Origin of the sequence: Halioxenophilus sp. WMMB6, from assembly GCF_033283405.1 — a bacterium.
In the GTDB taxonomy this organism is placed as follows: domain Bacteria; phylum Pseudomonadota; class Gammaproteobacteria; order Pseudomonadales; family Cellvibrionaceae; genus Halioxenophilus.
In genome coordinates this window covers 268,016-285,879 of sequence record NZ_JAWMQR010000005.1, presented here as the reverse complement: position 1 = coordinate 285,879, position 17,864 = coordinate 268,016, and the positions used below count along the sequence as shown (strand labels likewise).

14 protein-coding genes and 1 tRNA gene are annotated in these 17,864 nt (G+C 54.3%); 1 reads left to right on the top strand and 14 read right to left on the bottom strand.

What is annotated here, in order from left to right:
• Positions 1-447: 447 nt before the first annotated feature.
• Positions 448-1,338: a glucose-1-phosphate thymidylyltransferase RfbA gene (gene rfbA, locus SBL51_RS14505; RefSeq protein ID WP_317931740.1), complete on the bottom strand. Its 891-nt coding sequence runs from the start codon at positions 1,336-1,338 to the stop codon at positions 448-450.
• 100 nt (positions 1,339-1,438) lie between these two features.
• Positions 1,439-2,479, bottom strand: coding sequence for a dTDP-glucose 4,6-dehydratase (gene rfbB, locus SBL51_RS14500; RefSeq protein ID WP_317931776.1), 1,041 nt, complete (start codon positions 2,477-2,479; stop codon positions 1,439-1,441).
• Between the two features lie 536 nt (positions 2,480-3,015).
• On the opposite strand from rfbB, the gene SBL51_RS14495 reads away from it, so the two are divergent.
• Positions 3,016-4,956, top strand: coding sequence for a nucleoside-diphosphate sugar epimerase/dehydratase (locus SBL51_RS14495; RefSeq protein WP_317931739.1), 1,941 nt, complete (start codon positions 3,016-3,018; stop codon positions 4,954-4,956).
• Positions 4,957-5,036: 80 nt separating this feature from the next.
• Here the strand turns inward: SBL51_RS14495 and ihfB are convergent, their stop codons facing one another.
• From ihfB to pheA, 12 genes are all read right to left on the bottom strand, one after another.
• Positions 5,037-5,321 carry an integration host factor subunit beta gene (ihfB, locus tag SBL51_RS14490; RefSeq protein WP_317931736.1) on the bottom strand — a complete coding sequence of 95 codons (285 nt, stop codon included), beginning with the start codon at positions 5,319-5,321 and terminating at the stop codon, positions 5,037-5,039.
• A 263-nt stretch (positions 5,322-5,584) separates the two neighbouring features.
• Positions 5,585-7,267, bottom strand: a complete 1,683-nt coding sequence (gene rpsA / locus SBL51_RS14485; protein ID WP_317931735.1) for a 30S ribosomal protein S1 — start codon at positions 7,265-7,267, stop codon at positions 5,585-5,587.
• Between the two features lie 412 nt (positions 7,268-7,679).
• A tRNA-Asn gene (locus tag SBL51_RS14480) sits at positions 7,680-7,754 on the bottom strand.
• 135 nt (positions 7,755-7,889) lie between these two features.
• Positions 7,890-9,089 carry a lipopolysaccharide assembly protein LapB gene (gene lapB, locus SBL51_RS14475; RefSeq protein WP_317931734.1) on the bottom strand — a complete coding sequence of 400 codons (1,200 nt, stop codon included), beginning with the start codon at positions 9,087-9,089 and terminating at the stop codon, positions 7,890-7,892.
• Positions 9,090-9,230: 141 nt separating this feature from the next.
• A complete protein-coding gene (gene cmk / locus SBL51_RS14470) occupies positions 9,231-9,905 on the bottom strand; it encodes a (d)CMP kinase (RefSeq protein WP_317931733.1) in 675 nt (224 codons plus the stop codon).
• A 14-nt stretch (positions 9,906-9,919) separates the two neighbouring features.
• Entirely contained in the window at positions 9,920-10,660 is a 741-nt protein-coding gene (pyrF, locus tag SBL51_RS14465) for an orotidine-5'-phosphate decarboxylase (protein ID WP_317931732.1), read from the bottom strand.
• Between the two features lie 178 nt (positions 10,661-10,838).
• Positions 10,839-11,147, bottom strand: coding sequence for a ComEA family DNA-binding protein (locus SBL51_RS14460; RefSeq protein ID WP_317931731.1), 309 nt, complete (start codon positions 11,145-11,147; stop codon positions 10,839-10,841).
• Positions 11,148-11,339: 192 nt separating this feature from the next.
• Entirely contained in the window at positions 11,340-12,764 is a 1,425-nt protein-coding gene (gene cysN, locus SBL51_RS14455; RefSeq protein WP_317931730.1) for a sulfate adenylyltransferase subunit CysN, read from the bottom strand.
• Entirely contained in the window at positions 12,764-13,675 is a 912-nt protein-coding gene (gene cysD, locus SBL51_RS14450; RefSeq protein ID WP_317931728.1) for a sulfate adenylyltransferase subunit CysD, read from the bottom strand. Before cysD ends, cysN begins: the two co-directional genes overlap by 1 nt.
• A 93-nt stretch (positions 13,676-13,768) precedes the next feature.
• On the bottom strand, positions 13,769-15,976 hold the full coding sequence (locus tag SBL51_RS14445) for a bifunctional prephenate dehydrogenase/3-phosphoshikimate 1-carboxyvinyltransferase (protein ID WP_317931727.1): 2,208 nt from the start codon (positions 15,974-15,976) through the stop codon (positions 13,769-13,771).
• A gap of 53 nt (positions 15,977-16,029) precedes the next feature.
• Positions 16,030-16,632 (bottom strand): adenylyl-sulfate kinase, encoded by a 603-nt coding sequence (cysC, locus tag SBL51_RS14440; protein WP_317931726.1) that lies wholly within the window; start codon positions 16,630-16,632, stop codon positions 16,030-16,032.
• Positions 16,633-16,734: 102 nt separating this feature from the next.
• Complete coding sequence (pheA, locus tag SBL51_RS14435) at positions 16,735-17,853, bottom strand: prephenate dehydratase (protein ID WP_317931725.1); 1,119 nt, start codon at positions 17,851-17,853, stop codon at positions 16,735-16,737.
• Positions 17,854-17,864 lie beyond the last annotated feature (11 nt).

The following is a 17,864-nucleotide window of genomic DNA, read 5'->3' as shown; positions in this document are numbered from 1 at the left end:
GCCGATAGGGCTGAACGGCTAGCCGCTTGGGTAAGCTTGGAAATGAAATTCATTGGTGTCGCGGGTGTCTGTTACCTGGTTCTACATAAACACTCAACACTGAGCGCCGAGCCTACTTATACTACAAAGCGTTAATATTATAGACGCCTTAATTATAGACACCTTCATTGACTATTGCCGGGCAGCCGCGATTGTAACCGCCCGGCCGGTAAACGCAAAACCCACTTTTAGGAACCGGTACTTCGCCCTACAGGCAAAGCGCCTGGTGGCCTAGCGCCGCAATTGTACTGATCGGAGTTTAAAAAGCTGTGAACGGATAGCTCTCAGAGCAAAACACATTTTTTTGAACTTGGTCACTCAACGGACTGAACGTTGGAATACCAGGGCCTGCCAATTCACGACATTAAGCAAAAGCAAAGCAAACCCGCGCGGCAATAACTGGGCAGGTTAACTTTGCAACCTGCGCTCCGGTAGGTTGGCCAAATATTGGCCATAGGCCGTCTTTTTGAATTTATCGGCCAGCACCAACAGCTGCTCGGTAGAGATCCACTGGTTGATATAGGCGATCTCCTCCGGGCAGCAGACCGCCAACCCCTGCCGTTTTACCAGGGTTTCGATATAGTTGCCGGCTTCAAGCAGGGAGTCGTGGGTGCCGGTATCGAGCCAGGCGCTGCCGCGGCCCAGGTCTTCCATGCGCAGCTGGCCCTGTTGCAGGTAGACCTTGTTCAGATCGGTGATCTCCAGCTCGCCCCGGGGTGAGGGCTTGAGCGATTTGGCGATCTCCACCACCTGCTCATCGTAGAAGTAGAGGCCGGTAACGGCATAATTGGATTTGGGTTTTGCCGGCTTCTCTTCAATAGAGACCACAGTACCGCTCTCGTCAAACTCGGCCACACCGTAGCGCTCTGGGTCGTTAACCCAGTAACCAAACACGGTAGCCCCCTCCTCCTGCGCCGTTACCCGCTGCAGGGTTTTCACCAGGCCGTGGCCGTGAAAGATGTTATCGCCCAGGATAAGACACGCCGGCCCGCCGGCCAGGAAGGCTTCGCCCAGAATAAAGGCTTGCGCCAGGCCATCGGGTGAGGGTTGCACCACATAGGTAAACGCCACCCCCCACTGGGAGCCATCGCCCAGCAGCTTTTGAAACTGGGACTGGTCTTCGGGGGTGGTGATGATCAGGATCTCTTGAATACCGGCCATCATCAGTGCGGCGATGGGGTAGTAGATCATTGGTTTGTCGTAGACCGGCATCAGCTGCTTGCTGACGCCCAGGGTGAGCGGGTGCAGGCGCGTACCTGAGCCGCCCGCGAGCACAATACCTTTACGTGGAACTGCCATGTTGGTTATCCGTTGATCCTTTAATGGGTTTACCTATTCCCTAATGGGTTTACCTATTCCCTACTGGGTTTGCCTGTTCATAGTGTAGGCCATCTACCGGCTAGGCATTCAGACCAATGCGCTGGCGATCGTACTTGTTGCGGGTTACCGCCTCGCACCATGCGGAGTTTTCCAGGTACCAGAGCACGGTTTTGCGAATGCCGGATTCAAAGCTCTCCAGCGGCTGCCAGCCCAGATCGCGCTGGATTTTGCCGGCATCAATGGCGTAGCGCTGGTCGTGGCCGGGGCGATCGGCCACGAAGGTGATCTGCTCTTTGTAGGAGCCCGATTTTGGCCGTACCTCATCGAGAATTTCACAGATGGTGGTGACCACCTCGAGGTTTTTCTTCTCGTTATGGCCGCCGATGTTATAGGTTTCGCCGACCTTGCCTTCGAATACCACCTTCAACAGCGCCCGGGCGTGGTCTTCCACATAGAGCCAATCGCGTATCTGGGAGCCATCGCCATAGACCGGCAGCGGTTTGCCCTCCAGGGCATTAAGAATCACCAGGGGGATTAACTTCTCGGGGAAGTGGTAAGGGCCGTAGTTGTTGGAGCAGTTGGTTTGCACCGTGGGCAGCTTGTAGGTCTCGTGCCAGGCACGCACCAGGTGATCCGATGAGGCCTTGGAGGCGCTGTAAGGTGAGTTCGGTGCGTAGGGGGTCTCTTCGGTAAAGAAACCAGTGGCCCCCAGGGTGCCGAATACCTCATCGGTGGAGATATGGTGAAAGCGGAAACGGGCCTTCGCGTCGTCGTCGAGCCCGCTGTAGTAGGCCCTGGCCTCCTCCAACATGGTAAAGGTGCCCATGATATTGGTCACCATAAACTCTGAGGGGCCATCGATAGAGCGATCGACGTGGCTCTCTGCGGCCAGATTCATCACTACATCCGGGCAGAAGCTGGCAAAGGCGGCATCAATAGCGGCTTTGTCGGCGATATCGGCTTGAATAAAGGTGTAGCGATCAGAGCTTGCTACGGGAGCAACAGACTCAAGATTACCGGCGTAGGTAAGCTTATCAATGTTGCATACATGGTGGGGAGTGGATTGGATGAGTTCTCGAACAACGGCGCTACCGATAAAACCAGCGCCCCCGGTAACCATTACCTTCACTAAAAACCTCCTTGGTTTGGGCCTGCGCCACTCTTCATTCCCAGGTTGTTCTCAGGCAAAGAGCCTAGAACATACTTCGCGAGACTTTAACATTACCCTTTCACCATCACAATCGAATCCCCTGGGGATTAAAGCTGTTTTAACGGCTGACTGAGTAACGGTGGTGAAACGACCCTGAAAGGTTTCACCCCCCTCCCGCAAAAAAAAGTAGAAAAGGTACAGCTAATGTATAGACTTGTGCACACACTGCAGAGACTTTGTCTTCGGTAAGTAGTTAGTATCCGCGAGCAGGTATCCAGGGAAAGGAGGGCTGCCATTTCCAACAGCTCCACTCCCTATGCAAAAAAAGAGAGACTTCACCCGAAATTACGCACGGTTTCACAGTACCACCGAAGGATAGCACCAATAATACCCGGCTACCGCCAACTATAAAAAAGGTGCAACTGTGAAGATACCGCACAGGGAGATTCGAGATTTTGATCATTAGACTTTTGTCTGCACCACGGACGGTGAAACGCGCAATCTCATTGGCGTACGATTTATGTGTGATCCCGCTGGCCATCTATTCAGCTATCCTGCTGCGGGTTGGCGACCTGTTCAACCCCATTGAACCAAAACTCCTGCTCGTGGTGGCCATCACCACCACGGTAACCATTACCTGCTTTATTCGCCTTGGCCTCTACCGGGCCATTTTGCGCTTTATGACCCACCAGGCGGTGATCACGGTAATTATCTGCACCCTGATATCCGCCGCATCGCTGATTGTGAGCGCCTATTTCCTCAATCTTCAGATCGCCGTCACTGACACAGGCAGAAATATACCCCTGCCCCGCTCGACACCCTTTATCTACAGCTGTATTGCCCTGGTGGTCCTGGGCACACCACGTATGCTGGTGCGCTCTATTGTGCATCTCTTCCTTAATACTCGCGGCAGGAGCGCCGGTAACTCCCGGCAGCCGATCATTATCTACGGTGCCGGCCATACCGGTTACCAGATTGCCGGCAGCCTGATACAGAGCGGCGCCTACGATGTGATCGCCTTCCTCGACGACGACTGCAAGATGCGTAACACCACCGTCAGGGGCATTACCGTGCACTCTCCCAGCGAGGCAAAACACCTGGTAAACCTGTACGGAGTGAAAACCATTCTGTTGGCTTTGGGGCTCACCAGCAAAGCCAACCGGTTAAGGGTAGTCGAACGAATGGCAGACTTGGGGGTACGTATTCAGACGGTACCCACGGTCGAGGATTTGGTGTTTGGCACCAGCTCTGGTAACGATATCCGCGATATCGAAATTGAGGATCTATTGGGCCGAGACCCAATACCGCCACGGCAGGAGCTGTTGGATAGGTGCATTCGCGGCAAGGTGGTGATGGTTACCGGTGCCGGCGGCTCAATCGGCAGCGAGCTGTGCCGACAGCTATCACCGGAGGAACCCAGGCTACTGGTTCTGTTCGAGCAGAATGAGTTCGCCCTGTACAAAATCGAGCGGGAGCTGACCAGCCTCTTCCCCAATCTCCGTACGCTGGCCATTTTAGGCTCCACCTTAAATCGCAAGCAGATGCGCGAGACCATTCAAGCCTACAGCGTGGAAACCATCTACCACGCCGCGGCCTATAAACACGTGCCCTTGGTGGAGCAGAACCTGGTTGAGGGAGTACGCAATAATGTGCTCGGAACCTGGGAGTGTTTGCGCGCGGCCGTAGAGTGCGAGATACAAAACTTTGTGCTGATCTCCACCGATAAAGCGGTGCGGCCTACCAACGTGATGGGGGCCAGTAAGCGGGTGGCTGAACTGCTGGTGCAGGCTTACGCCTCAACCAACTGCCTAACCCGCCTCTCTATGGTGAGATTTGGCAATGTTTTAGGGTCCTCCGGCTCGGTGGTACCCCTATTTAAACAACAGATCGAAGCCGGCGGGCCAATTACGGTCACCCACAAAAATATTACCCGCTACTTTATGACCATCCCCGAGGCCGCGCAGCTGGTGATTCAGGCCAGCGCCATGGCACAGGGGGGCGACATTTTTGTGCTGGATATGGGCGAACCCGTTAAGATCTGGAACCTGGCGGAGCGGATGGTAAGGATGTCTGGGCTATCTCTAAAGACAGCCTCCAATCCCAATGGGGAGATTGAAATCGTACAAATTGGGCTGCGCCCGGGTGAGAAACTCTATGAGGAACTATTGGTGGGCGACCAGGTTACCGGTACGGAGCACCCCCTGATTATGCGGGCAACCGAACAGCACCTAAGCTGGCCTGAAACACAAAAATTGATCGCTGAGCTGGAGTATGCCTGCGCCAGTTACGATATCGGTTACGTTAAAAAACTCATTACCGTGAGCCCGGTTCACTACACGCCAGAGCTGGTTGAGCATGACCTATTGGCCAAACATCGCAGCCGGGTGACGCCCATCAGCGGTATTACCGCCACGGTTACCCAACTGCCAACCAATACCCAGGTTTAATCCTTCCTGTTAGGCCGGTACCAAGCCGACTTCCGGCTCCACAACCGCCAAACGCTACACCACAGATACAGTACGGCGGGTTAAATGCTGTCGTTGACCCGATCCCGCATCTCTTTACCGGGCTTGAAGTGCGGTACGAATTTGCCTTCCAACTCAACAGGATCGCCGGTTTTCGGGTTACGGCCCATGCGTGGCTCGCGGTAATGGAGCGAAAAGCTGCCAAACCCGCGCACCTCTATGCGATCGCCATTGGCCAACATGCGAGACATATACTCGAGAATTAGCTTCACAGCCAACTCCACATCCCTGGCAGACAACTGATCCTGACGCTCTGCAATCCGCTCTATGAGTTCAGATTTGGTCATACGAATTCACCCCTGGTACTGACCGCCACAGCCTACTGGCGGAGATCAATCGGTAAGATATGTACTCGTTAGCTTCCTAAGTGTTTGATTTATATACCAATCGATAAACACAGGCAAGAAAAACTCTGTTTTAACCGGGGTAACCAGGGGGGAGAGTGCAATGAAAAGTGATGAGTGGCTATGAAACCAGTGTGGCAGGCCCTTTCAGCCTGGCACAAAAAAAGCGGCCGAAGCCGCTTTCTTTACTGACAACAATTGGTTAATTAGTTGTCTTGGTTTTCCATCTGAGCTTTGATCAGATCGCCCAAAGTAGCTGGGGCGGCTGCATCAGCAGACTTGGAAGAGTGCTCTTTAATAGCCGCTTTCTCTTCGTCTTGGTCTTTAGCCTTGATAGAGAGGTTGATTTGTCGATTCTTGCGATCAACAGCGATGATCTTAGCTTCGACTTCCTCACCTTCTTTCAATACATTGCGGGCATCTTCAACCTTCTCGCGGCTGATTTCAGAGGCCTTGAGGGTACCTTCTACATCTTCAGCCAGAACGATTACCGCACCTTTGGCATCAACTTCTCTTACGGTACCCACAACGATGGCGCCTTTATCGTTCTCAGTTACGAAGCTTGAGAATGGATCGGTTTCCAGTTGCTTGATACCCAGGGAGATACGCTCACGCTCTGGGTCGATCGCCAGGATAACGGTCTCGAGCTCATCGCCTTTCTTGTAAGCGCGAACGGCTTCTTCGCCAGCTTCGTTCCAGGAGATGTCAGACAGGTGCACCAGACCATCGATGCCGCCGTCCAGACCAATGAAGATACCGAAGTCAGTGATGGACTTGATCTTGCCGGAGATTTTGTCACCTTTGGCGTATTGACGACCGAAGGCATCCCATGGGTTTTCTTGACACTGCTTGATACCCAGGGAGATACGACGACGCTCTTCGTCGATATCGAGGATCATTACCTCAACCTCATCGCCCAGCTGTACCACTTTGGAGGGGTGGATATTTTTGTTGGTCCAATCCATTTCGGAAACGTGCACCAGACCTTCAACACCCTCTTCCAGCTCGGCGAAACAGCCGTAGTCGGTCAGATTGGTAACGGTAGCCTTAACACGGGCACCTTCTGGGTAACGCTGAGTGATGGAGATCCATGGATCTTCGCCCAGTTGCTTGAGGCCCAGAGAGACGCGATTGCGATCGCGATCGAACTTAAGCACTTTAACGTCGATTTCGTCGCCAACGTTAACAATTTCGCTGGGGTGCTTGATGCGTTTCCAAGCCATATCGGTAATGTGCAGCAGGCCGTCAACACCGCCCAAATCAACGAAGGCACCGTAATCGGTAAGGTTTTTAACCACACCTTTAACCGCCATACCCTCTTGCAGGTTGGCCAGCAGCTCTTCACGCTCGGCAGAGTTGGCTTGTTCGAGAACAGCACGGCGAGAGACCACAACGTTGTTACGCTTTTGGTCCAGCTTGATAACTTTGAATTCGAGATCTTTGCCTTCCAGATGCGCGGTTTCGCGAACTGGACGGACATCTACCAGAGAACCTGGCAGGAAGGCGCGAATGCCGGAAACGTCAACGGTGAAACCACCCTTAACCTTGCCGTTGATAACACCTTTAACCACTTCTTCAGCGGCGTGGGCGGCTTCCAGAATTTTCCAGGATTCAGCACGTTTGGCTTTTTCACGGGAGAGACGTGTTTCACCGAAGCCATCTTCAACGGTTTCCAGTGCAACTTGTACTTCGTCACCGACTTTTAACGTCAGCTCACCGCTGTCGTTCAGGAATTGAGAGGCAGGAATTACACCTTCGGATTTCAGGCCGGCGTGTACGGTAACCCAGTCTTTGTCTACATCGATAACCACACCGGTTACGATGGAGCCAGGCACCATGTCGACACTTTTTAAACTTTCTTCAAACAGCTCTGCAAAGCTTTCGCTCATTCTAATACCTATAGATTGGAGTGCTTCCGAAGCCCACGACTACGCGTTAGGATCAGGACAACACTTGCCGCAATGCCAGATTATGCGGGTTTGTTGCTGATAATTGACCGAACTAAGGGATATTCTGGCCGCCTTGCCGATCAAATTGGGGTTTTTAAAGACCCGGCTAAAAATTCACACCAATCAGTATGTCTGCTAGTGGTTTTTTGCACTGGGTCTTCTTTTAGCGAGAGATTAGCACTACGCGCTCTCTCCGAAGAGCGCGCAGGCTACCAGAAAGCTAAGCTAAAGGCAAGGATAACCCGATAGACTTTGTTGGCTTTGGGGTAGGCCTAGTTGGCTTTGAAGAGTACGTCTGGTTGGGCGGGGGGTGGCAAAAATACCACAAATACAAAACCAGACGTTGGGAATTTGGCTCCGGCACCTGGGATCGAACCAGGGACCAATAGATTAACAGTCTACTGCTCTACCGCTGAGCTATGCCGGAAGAATACTGAGCGGGGTCACTCAGGAATGGCGCGTATCTTATAGACCACCTCGGGCCCTGTCAACAGATTGCCATGAAAAAATAAGTTCTTGTTTTTTATAGGTATTTATGGCTAAAACTTCACCAACCGGCCATTCACTCCCCCTCCAGACCTTTGACCGCTTTAATCGTCCCCCAGCTTTTGCAACTCGGACACTGCCAATGCAATTGGTTGCCGGAAAATCCGCAGGATTCACACCGATAGTAGGACTTATGCAAGAGCAGCAGCTCAAACAGCGAGCGAACCAGGGTTTGCTCTTTGTCGCTCTCATCTCGGGTTCGCTTGCTCCAGTGAAAGTCTAAAAACTTGCCAACTACCCGCAGTGACGGCCGCGTGTGAATTTTTTGGTTCAGCAAAGCCACTGCCGCGCTTTCGCTCTCGTGCTGTTTCACCTGCTCGGCCAAGGAGATAAGGACTGAACTGCTGGGGTAGGTATCCTGCAGGTTTTTGAGGTAGTCGATCAGCTCAGCCACGGCATCGAGACCCTGATAGCTTTCGAGTAACCCTGGGAGGATCTCTGGTATGTAATCCGGGTCCTGTTCCGGGACCCGTTTTAGGTAACGAATGGCGCTGCGATAGTGCTTCTGGCTCAGCTCCAAGTTGGCCAACAGCAAAGAGACACGCACACAGTGGCCATCGGCGATAGAGGCTCTGGCTAAATACTTGCGCGCCGAGGAGGTATCGCCACCGTTCAGTGCCAGTTGCGACTGCTCACAATAAAAGTGGGACTGCATTGCCCGCCATCTGGCTTGATTAACAACGGCTCTGCTGTCCAGCATGCGGTCGATCACCGTGGCTGCTTTCAGCCACTCTTTTTCATCGCGGTAGATCTCTGCCAGATAACCAAGACTTTGCACAACCACTTTTTCATCCGGGCAGTTGTGCAGCCCCTCAAATAGCGCTTCGGCTCGATCCAACACACCAGCTTTGAGGTAATCGAGCCCCAACTCCAGCTGTGCCCGCTGCCGCTCGAGCCGGCTCAGCTCACGATGATCGACCAGGTGCTGGTGTACTCGAATCGCCCGCCCGACCTCACCGCGGCGACGCAACAATGCCCCTAGGGCGAGGTGGGTTTCCAGGGTTTTAGCATTGACAGGAAGTAGCTCGGTAAAGGTGTCGACGGCGGCGTCGGCATCTTCATTGAGCAGATGGTTGAGACCCCGTATGTAATCCGGGTCTATGCTCTGGGTGGTTTTGTGCAGGGTAAGTACTGGCGACTGGCGACTGAAACGCCCCAGGAAGAAACCGGCGGCAATGGCCGCAAATAGTAGCCAATACAATAGAAAGCTATGCAACTCACACCCCCCCAGGGCACTATTTTTATAGTTGCTGGTTTAGTTTTATCGTTGCTGGTTTAGCTACCGGCAATTGGCCCCAAACTCCACCAGCAAGTTATCCTAGCTGATTAGAGACGTAATAAAACAAAAGTTCAGCAGCTATTTAACGCCCTTACTCTCTATGTAGGCCATCGCCTGTTGGCAAACCTCTTCAATGGTCAGATGACTGCTGTCGAGCACCAAGGCATCACTGGCTGGCGCCAAGGGGGAAACTGCGCGATTACTGTCGTTCTCATCCCGCGCCCGGATATCCGCCAAAATCTGTTCGTAATCGGCGGCCGTACCGGCGGATTGCAGCTGCTGATAGCGGCGTTCGGCCCGGGTTTCCGGCCCGGCGGTGAGGAATATTTTGGCGTCTGCATCTGGAAAAATGGTTGTCCCCATATCCCGGCCATCAGCAATCAGCCCCGGCGCACTGGCGAAGTTGCGCTGCCGCTCAACCAGCGCCTGGCGAACTTTTGGGTAGGCAGCCACTTTGGAAGCCGCCATACCCACCTCTTCGGTGCGCAACAAGGCACACACATCACTACCGCTCAGCATCACCGCCACACCGTTGTCAGTGGGTAGAAAATCGACATCCAAATGCTTGCTGATTTCAGCCACCTTGTCCTCATCGTTGTCATCAACACCTAAGGTCTTCGCGGCCAGAGCACTCAAACGGTAGAGCGCACCACTGTCCAATAGATGAAAACCAAGTTGGCGTGCCAACCAGAGGCAGAGGGTTCCTTTACCGGCCCCGCTGGGACCGTCGATTGTGATTACGGGGTATTGCACTGTACTGTTCCGAGCTAAATAGATGGGCTTAAAGCGAGCTTGATGTCGGCGGCTATGGCTTTGCACGCCTGGTGCGGGTCTGCTGCCCGGGTGATTGGACGGCCTACCACCAGGTAATCACTACCTAGGGCAATCGCTTGGGCGGGGGTGGTGATGCGTACCTGATCATCACCCGCACTGCCAACGGGCCGGATGCCGGGGGTAACCGTACAAAACTGGCTACCGAAGGCCTGCTTGAGGGTTTGCGCCTCCTGGGCAGAACAGACCACACCATCAAGCCCCGAGTCATTAACCAGCTGCGCCAGAGCCAGCACCTGCTCAGCCGGCTCCTTGCTAACGCCAACCTCAAGCAGATCTTCTTTGCCCATACTGGTGAGCACGGTAACACCGATCAGCTTAGGCTTGCGCTCCAAAGAAGCGGCTTCGAGGGCTTCGCGGGCGGCAACCATCATCCGCCGGCCGCCACTGGCGTGCACATTGACCATCCAAACCCCCAACTCAGCGGCGGCTTTCACCGCCTTGGCGCAGGTGTTGGGGATATCGTGAAATTTCAGGTCGAGAAACAGGTCGAAATTGAGGCGGTGCAGCTGTTCCAGGATTTGAGGCCCGGCAGAGGTGAACAGCTCTTTGCCCACTTTCAACCGGCACTCCTGTGGATCCAATCGTTGCGCCAATGCAACGGCATCACTTGCACAATCGAAATCGAGCGCCACCACCAGACGTGGCCCAAGGTTTTGATCCGAGTTTTCCAGCATAGGCCTGTTTCAAAAACCTCAATTGATTCAACAAAATACCACTACCGGAACACAATAATGCCCGATCGAGTCGGGCATTATGCGGATCGAGGCTGATTGGGGGGCTCACGGGGCCTGTAGGTTTATTGCCAGATTTGGCATAACCAGCTACAGCCCACAGCTGCCACCCTACCGGCAGTCAGAGGGCGATTCTATCACGGTTTTTCTCAAGAATCGCTGCCCCAATGCCTTTTACTTCCTGCAGCTCCTCCAAATGCTTGAAACCACCGTTGGCTTCACGCCACTCAACAATCGCTGCCGCCTTTGACGGCCCTACCCCCACCAGGCTCGCCGCCAGCTCCTCCGCGGAAGCGGTATTGATATTAACCGGCGCCACCGCTGCCGCCGCTGCTGGTGGGTTGTCGCCGGGCTCGGCCCAGCTGACTGACGCGAAACTACAAAAAATGGAGAGTATTACCGGCAGTAGCCACTTGCTGTTCAAACGCATTGTTGAGTCCTCTAGGTGACAGAAATGAGAACCCAAAGGCTAAAGCTGGCAGAGGCTATGAAATAGTGGCAAGGAGAAGTAAAAGAGGTGCGATTGACCCTACGTGGGTAGGTCAAACCTTTCACTCATTAGTAGCAAAGAGTGATGAGGCTTGACCACCCAACGGCCAATAACTAGCGGGTGATGGCCGGTCTACTTGATCAGCTTGGTGACGTCTAACGCCTGCCAGTGCGGGAAGTGCTTACGAATCAGGGCATTGAGCTCTATCTCGAATTCACTCACGTCACTGCTGTCGAGCGTTACCTCAGCTTCAGCCAGTGCATTAATAACCATACCGGCACCAACGGTAATGTTGGAGAGTCGATCGATAACGATGAAAGCACCGGTGGCACGGTTGATCTTGTAGGGGTCGAGCGCAACATCGCTGCTTAGCGCCAGGTCACAAACGGCGATATCGTTAAGCTCCAGGGCTTCCGCCGCGCTGTGCGCCTGGGTGTTAACGTCGATCCTGTACTCTACCTTCTCGAAATGACCGGTAGTGGCCTTGCTGGAGAACTTCACCAGATACTGCTTGCCTGGCTTCATCGCCTGCTCAGACATCCACACCACGTGCGCCTGCAGGTGGTTGGTCAGGGCTACTTTATCGTCGGCCAAAACAATCATATCGCCACGGCTGATGTCGATCTCATCTTCCAGAGTGAGGGTAACCGCCTGGCCAACAAAAGCGTAGGGCAGGTCGCCATCGAAGGTGACAATGCGCTTCACCTTGCTGGTTTTACCGGAAGGCAGGGTTTTGATCGCATCACCGACGTTGATCACACCGGAAGCCACCGTGCCACAAAAGCCCCGAAAGTCGAGGTTGGGCCGGTTGACATACTGCACCGGAAAGCGGAAGTCGGTGGTGTTTTTATCGTGCGCGATCTCGACGGTTTCGAGAATCTGCATCAGCGTTTTGCCGGTGTACCAGCCGGTGTGCTCACTGACATTAACGACGTTATCGCCATCCAGCGCCGAGATGGGTACAAACTGAATATCCTTCAGGCCCAGCTCTTCGGCAAAGGGCAGGTATTCGGCTTTAATCTCCTCGAAGCGCTCCTGGCTGAAGGCCACCAGGTCCATTTTATTGATCGCCACGACAATGTGTTTAATCCCCAACAGCGAGGCAATGTAGCTGTGGCGACGGGTTTGAGTCATGACACCGTGGCGGGCATCGATCAGGATAATCGCCAGGTCACAGGTTGAGGCACCGGTGGCCATATTGCGGGTGTACTGCTCGTGCCCCGGGGTGTCGGCAATGATAAATTTGCGCTTATCGGTAGAGAAGTAACGGTAGGCCACATCAATAGTGATGCCCTGCTCCCGCTCTGCCGCCAGGCCATCAACCAGCAAGGCCAGGTCGAGTTTTTCACCGGTGGTACCATGCTTGGCGCTATCGGACTGCACCGCTGCCAGCTGGTCTTCAAAAATCATTTTGGAGTCGTGTAACAGCCGGCCAATCAGCGTACTTTTACCGTCATCGACACTGCCGCAGGTGAGAAAGCGCAACAGCTCTTTGCGTTCGTGTTGATCCAGGTAGGCGTTGATATCTTCTGCGATCAAATCGGATTGATGAGACATTAGAAGTAGCCCTCCTGCTTTTTCTTCTCCATGGAACCGGCGCTATCGTGGTCGATAACCCGGCCTTGTCGTTCTGATGTGGTGGTTAACAGCATTTCCTGAATAATTTCCGGCAGGGTGGCAGCTTCAGACTCAACCGCACCGGTCAATGGGTAACAACCCAGGGTACGGAAGCGCACCATTTTCTCTTCGGGTACTTCACCCTCTTCTAACGGCATACGCTCGTCGTCGACCATAATGAGTACGCCATCGCGCTCTACCACGGGCCGTTTGGCGGCAAAATAGAGCGGCACAATGGGTATGCTTTCCAGGTGGATGTACTGCCAAATGTCGAGCTCAGTCCAGTTGGAGAGCGGGAACACGCGGATACTTTCGCCCTTATCGACCCGGCTGTTGTAGATGTTCCACAGCTCTGGGCGCTGGTTTTTTGGGTCCCAGCGGTGGTTTTTATCACGGAAGGAGTAAACCCGCTCTTTAGCCCGGGATTTCTCCTCGTCACGGCGGGCACCACCAAAGGCGGCATCGAAGCCGTATTTATCCAGCGCCTGTTTCAAAGCAGCGGTTTTCATGACGTCGGTGTGTTTGGCGCTGCCGTGGGTGAATGGCCCAATGCCCATATCAACACCTTCCTGGTTGACATGAACAATCAGATCCCACCCCAATTTCTCGACCATTTCGTCGCGAAATTTAATCATCTCTTTGAATTTCCAGGTGGTATCGACGTGCATCAGTGGGAACGGCGGCTTGCCCGGATAGAAGGCTTTCTGAGCGAGATGCAGCATCACCGCCGAGTCCTTACCAATGGAGTAGAGCATTACCGGCTTATCAAACTCAGCAGCCACTTCCCTAATAATGTGGATACTTTCTGCTTCCAGTTGCTTCAGGTGAGTAAGATTAAAATCTATAGTCATGAGTGATCACAGCCTTAGGTTGTGGATTTTGCCTGTGTTACCACGCGGCCTTAAAAATTGCGAAACGGATTATATTCTCTCAAACGAGCCATTCTATAAAGTTTGTTCTTCTATCAATATACCCACTTGTTTCGCCAATGGGACAAACCCCGGGAAACTGGTGGCTACATTTGCACAGTCATGAATACGGATCTCATCGGTTGCCGCCAGGGCCGCTACCGTGAAGGCCATGGCAATGCGGTGATCGTGGTGGGTGAAGATATCACCACCGCCAATGGGCCCCGGTTCGATAATCATGCCGTCGGGAGTGGGTGTGGCTTTAACGCCCAGGTTCACCAAGCCATCGGCCATCACCTGAATCCGGTCACTCTCTTTCACACGCAGCTCTTCCGCACCTGATAAGCGGGTAGCCCCTTCAGCACAGGCGGCGGCGATAAACAGCGCGGGAAACTCATCAATAGCCAAAGGCACCTGATCTTCCGGGATATCAATCCCCTTCAGTGGTGCGTACTGAATACGAATATCGGCCACCGGTTCACCACCGACTTCGCGCTCGTTGCTCAGTTGCAGATTGGCGCCCATGGCCCGCAGGATGTTGATCACCCCAATACGGGTGGGGTTGACACCGACATGCTCCAGAGTGAGATCAGAACCCGGAGTAATGGCCGCCGCCACCAGGAAAAAGGTGGCCGAGGAGATATCCGCCGGTACGTCGATATCGGTCGCCACCAGCTTACCCCCGCCCGGTAGAGAGACGTTGGCGCCGTCGGTCGCTACCGGGTAGCCGAAGCCCCGCAACATGCGCTCGGTGTGATCGCGGGTGGGCGCGGGCTCGGTAATGGAGGTGGTACCCTCACCGTAAAGCCCTGCCAGCAGCACGCATGATTTCACCTGGGCGCTGGCCATCGGCAGGTCGTAGTGGATCGCCTGAGTTTTACCTTTACCATGGATAGTAATCGGTGGCCGGCCACCCTCCTGGGTATCGACGGTCACCCCCATCAAACGCAGAGGGTCGGCAACCCGGTTCATTGGCCGCTTGCTGAGTGATTCATCGCCGGTGAGGGTCACGTCAAAACTCTGGCCGGCGGCAATACCGCTCAACAAGCGCATGGAGGTGCCGGAGTTGCCCATATTGAGCGCCTCGGCCGGTGGTTGCAGGCCGTGCAGGCCAACACCATGTACAGTAACACGGCCCGCTTCCGGCCCTTCTATCTGTACGCCCATGCCACGAAAGGCGGCAATGGTGGCCAGGGCATCCTCGCCCTCCAGAAAGCCGGTAACCTGGGTGGTACCTTCGGCCAATGAGCCCAACATGATTGAGCGGTGGGAGATAGATTTATCGCCCGGAACCCGGATACGGCCAGTCACCGAACCCCCAGGTTGCAGTCGATAGTTAATGATATTTTGCATTTTTGCGTCTCGGGTGCGATGGCTGATCAGCTTGGCAAACTCATCGCGGGACGATTTTGCGCGGGTAAACAACTCGAGAATCTTAGTGCTCTCTTGGCTGACGATAGCATCGCGTAGGTATTGAATATTGTTGGTGAAAAGATCGAGCGAACGGACAATCGCGGCGCCGTTCGCACACATAATGTCATGCCACATCTGCGGATCGCTGGAGGCGATACGGGTAAAGTCACGAAAGCCACCGGCGGCGTAACGAAAAATGTTTTCATGTTCTTCATCACGGGCCAGAGCATCGACCAGGGCAAACGCCAACAGGTGAGGCAGATGACTGGTGGCCGCCAGCACCTGGTCGTGTTCCTCCACATCCATGTAGACCACCTCAGCCCCGGCCAACAGCCATAAATCGCTGATTTTACGCAGGCAGCTTTTATCGGTTTGCGCAGTGGGCGTGAGGATAACTTTATGTTTGCGATAGAGATAGGGGTCTGCGGCGGAAACGCCACTCTTCTCCGAGCCGGCAATGGGATGCCCCAAAACCACCTGACCAGGGATTTCGCCATAGGCGGCCTCGACCGCCTGCAGGATAGAGCCTTTGACGCTGGCGCCATCGGTGACGATCACTTTCGGGTCCAGCAGCCGGGCGCAATCTTCGATCACCTTGGCCACCGACAGGGTCGGCACCGCAATAAAGACAACATCGCCCTCACCCAGCTCGGGGGCGACCTCAGCCAGGGTAGCCACGGCTCTGTCCACCAGCCCCACCGCGACAGCTTCCTGCCGAACGGATTCTCTTCGGGCAACACCGATGTACTCGAAGGCAACCTTCGCCCGCTTCAAAGCCGCAGCGAAACTACCACCGATTAAACCAACCCCAACAACAACGAGTTTATTCACCTGTTTTTTTACCTGAAATCACACAGCGGGAGTCATCAAACCTGCACTGCAGCCTATAGGGCTGGAATGATCTGCTGACTTTCCAGATAACTCACCACCTTGGCCACCGCCTCCGGCAACCCAAGCTCCGCGGTATTAACGTAGACTTCGGGGCTTTCCGGCTCTTCATAGGGGGAGTCGATACCAGTGAAATTTTTGATGGCGCCAGTACGAGCCTTCTTGTACAACCCTTTCGGGTCACGCTGCTCGCACACCTCAATAGGCGTGGCAACGTAGATCTCGATAAACTGCCCCTCTTTTACCAGCTCGCGAACCAAATTCCGGTCGGAACGGAAGGGGGAGATAAACGCACTGAGCACTATCAGGCCGGCATCAACAAAGAGCTTGCAGGATTCGCCAATGCGCCGGATGTTTTCAACCCGATCCTCGTCAGTAAAGCCCAGGTCTTTATTGAGGCCGTGGCGAACATTATCGCCATCCAGCAGGTAGGTGTGCCGGTCGCGCTTGTAGAGCTCGGCATCTACCGCATTGGCCAGTGTCGACTTGCCGGCACCACTTAATCCGGTAAACCAAAGGATGCAGGGTTTTTGCAGCTTCTGTTGAACGCGCTGCTCGTGGCTGACATTGTGATCATGCCATTTGATGTTGGTGCTCATACCGTATCCTTTCCGCTGTTAACCGACTCAATTGCCATTGCATTCACGCAGCCCCACACCAATGGGTGATTGCTGCCCGGTGAACGATTTTATCCCTAATAGTCAGAGCACTGCCTTGGGGTAAGAACCCAAAACTTTAACATCCGTAGCACAGGCGTCTACTTGATCCAGCGTTTTTTTGACCCGTTCGTCTTGAATATGGCCATTGAAGTCAATAAAGAAGACATAACTCCAAGCTCCGGTTTTGGAGGGCCGGGTTTCAACACGGGTGAGGTCGACATTGTTCTCATGGAAGGGTTGCAGCAGGTTATGCAGCGCGCCGGGTTTGTTTTTCATGGCCACCATGATTGAGGTTTTGTCCTCACCACTGGGCGGCACCGCCTCCGCACCGATGATCAAAAAACGCGTCGAGTTATCGGGTTGATCCTCGATTTTTTCGTTCAGGATGGTCAGCCCGTACTGGCGGGCAGCCAGCTCACCAGCAATCGCCGCTGAGTTCCACTCGCCTTTGATACGCTTGGCGGCCTCGGCATTACTGGCCACCGCCACCCGCTCCGCCATGGGGTAGTAGTTATCCAACCACTTGCGGCACTGGGCCAGGGATTGGGAGTGGGAGTAGATACGCGTGATGGAATCCAATTTGGTCACTTCGGAAACCAGCAGATTGTGGTGAATACGCAGTTCCACCTCGCCGCAGATCTTGAGTGACGAAGTCATGAAGTTATCAAGGGTGTGGTTGATGACCCCTTCGGTGGAGTTCTCCACCGGTACCACACCGTAGAGCACACTACCCGACTCCACTTCGCGGAAGACGTCGTCAATAGCGGGCATGGAGACGGTATTAGCGGAGTGGCCGAAGTGTTTGAGTGCGGCCTGCTGGGTAAAGGTGCCTTCTGGCCCAAGGTAGGCAACCGAGACCGGGCGCTCCAGCGCCAGGCAGGCGCTCATGATTTCGCGAAACAGACGCGCCATCTCCTCGCCGGAGAGTGGCCCCTGGTTGCGCTCCATCACCTTGCGTAGCACCTGTGCCTCGCGCTCCGGCCGGTAGTAAACCACCTCTTGGCCAAGCGCGGCATGATCGTGCTTGATTTGCGCCACTTCCTGGGCGAAGCGGGCGCGTTTATTGATCAGCTCGGCGATCTCCTGATCGACCTCATCAATGCAATCGCGCAGCTTACCCAGCTGTTCTTGTTCGGAAAGATTCGTTTCGTTGTCAGACACGTTGGCTATGG

What these genes read in the sequence shown, in the direction of transcription:
- rpsA (WP_317931735.1), bottom strand. Translation starts at nt 7,267, where the DNA reads ATGAGCGAAAGCTTTGCAGAGCTGTTTGAAGAAAGTTTAAAAAGTGTC.
- rfbB (WP_317931776.1), bottom strand. Translation starts at nt 2,479, where the DNA reads ATGGTTACCGGGGGCGCTGGTTTTATCGGTAGCGCCGTTGTTCGAGAA.
- rfbA (WP_317931740.1), bottom strand. Translation starts at nt 1,338, where the DNA reads ATGGCAGTTCCACGTAAAGGTATTGTGCTCGCGGGCGGCTCAGGTACG.
- cysC (WP_317931726.1), bottom strand. Translation starts at nt 16,632, where the DNA reads ATGAGCACCAACATCAAATGGCATGATCACAATGTCAGCCACGAGCAG.
- cysN (WP_317931730.1), bottom strand. Translation starts at nt 12,764, where the DNA reads ATGTCTCATCAATCCGATTTGATCGCAGAAGATATCAACGCCTACCTG.
- ihfB (WP_317931736.1), bottom strand. Translation starts at nt 5,321, where the DNA reads ATGACCAAATCTGAACTCATAGAGCGGATTGCAGAGCGTCAGGATCAG.
- pyrF (WP_317931732.1), bottom strand. Translation starts at nt 10,660, where the DNA reads ATGCTGGAAAACTCGGATCAAAACCTTGGGCCACGTCTGGTGGTGGCG.
- SBL51_RS14460 (WP_317931731.1), bottom strand. Translation starts at nt 11,147, where the DNA reads ATGCGTTTGAACAGCAAGTGGCTACTGCCGGTAATACTCTCCATTTTT.
- cysD (WP_317931728.1), bottom strand. Translation starts at nt 13,675, where the DNA reads ATGACTATAGATTTTAATCTTACTCACCTGAAGCAACTGGAAGCAGAA.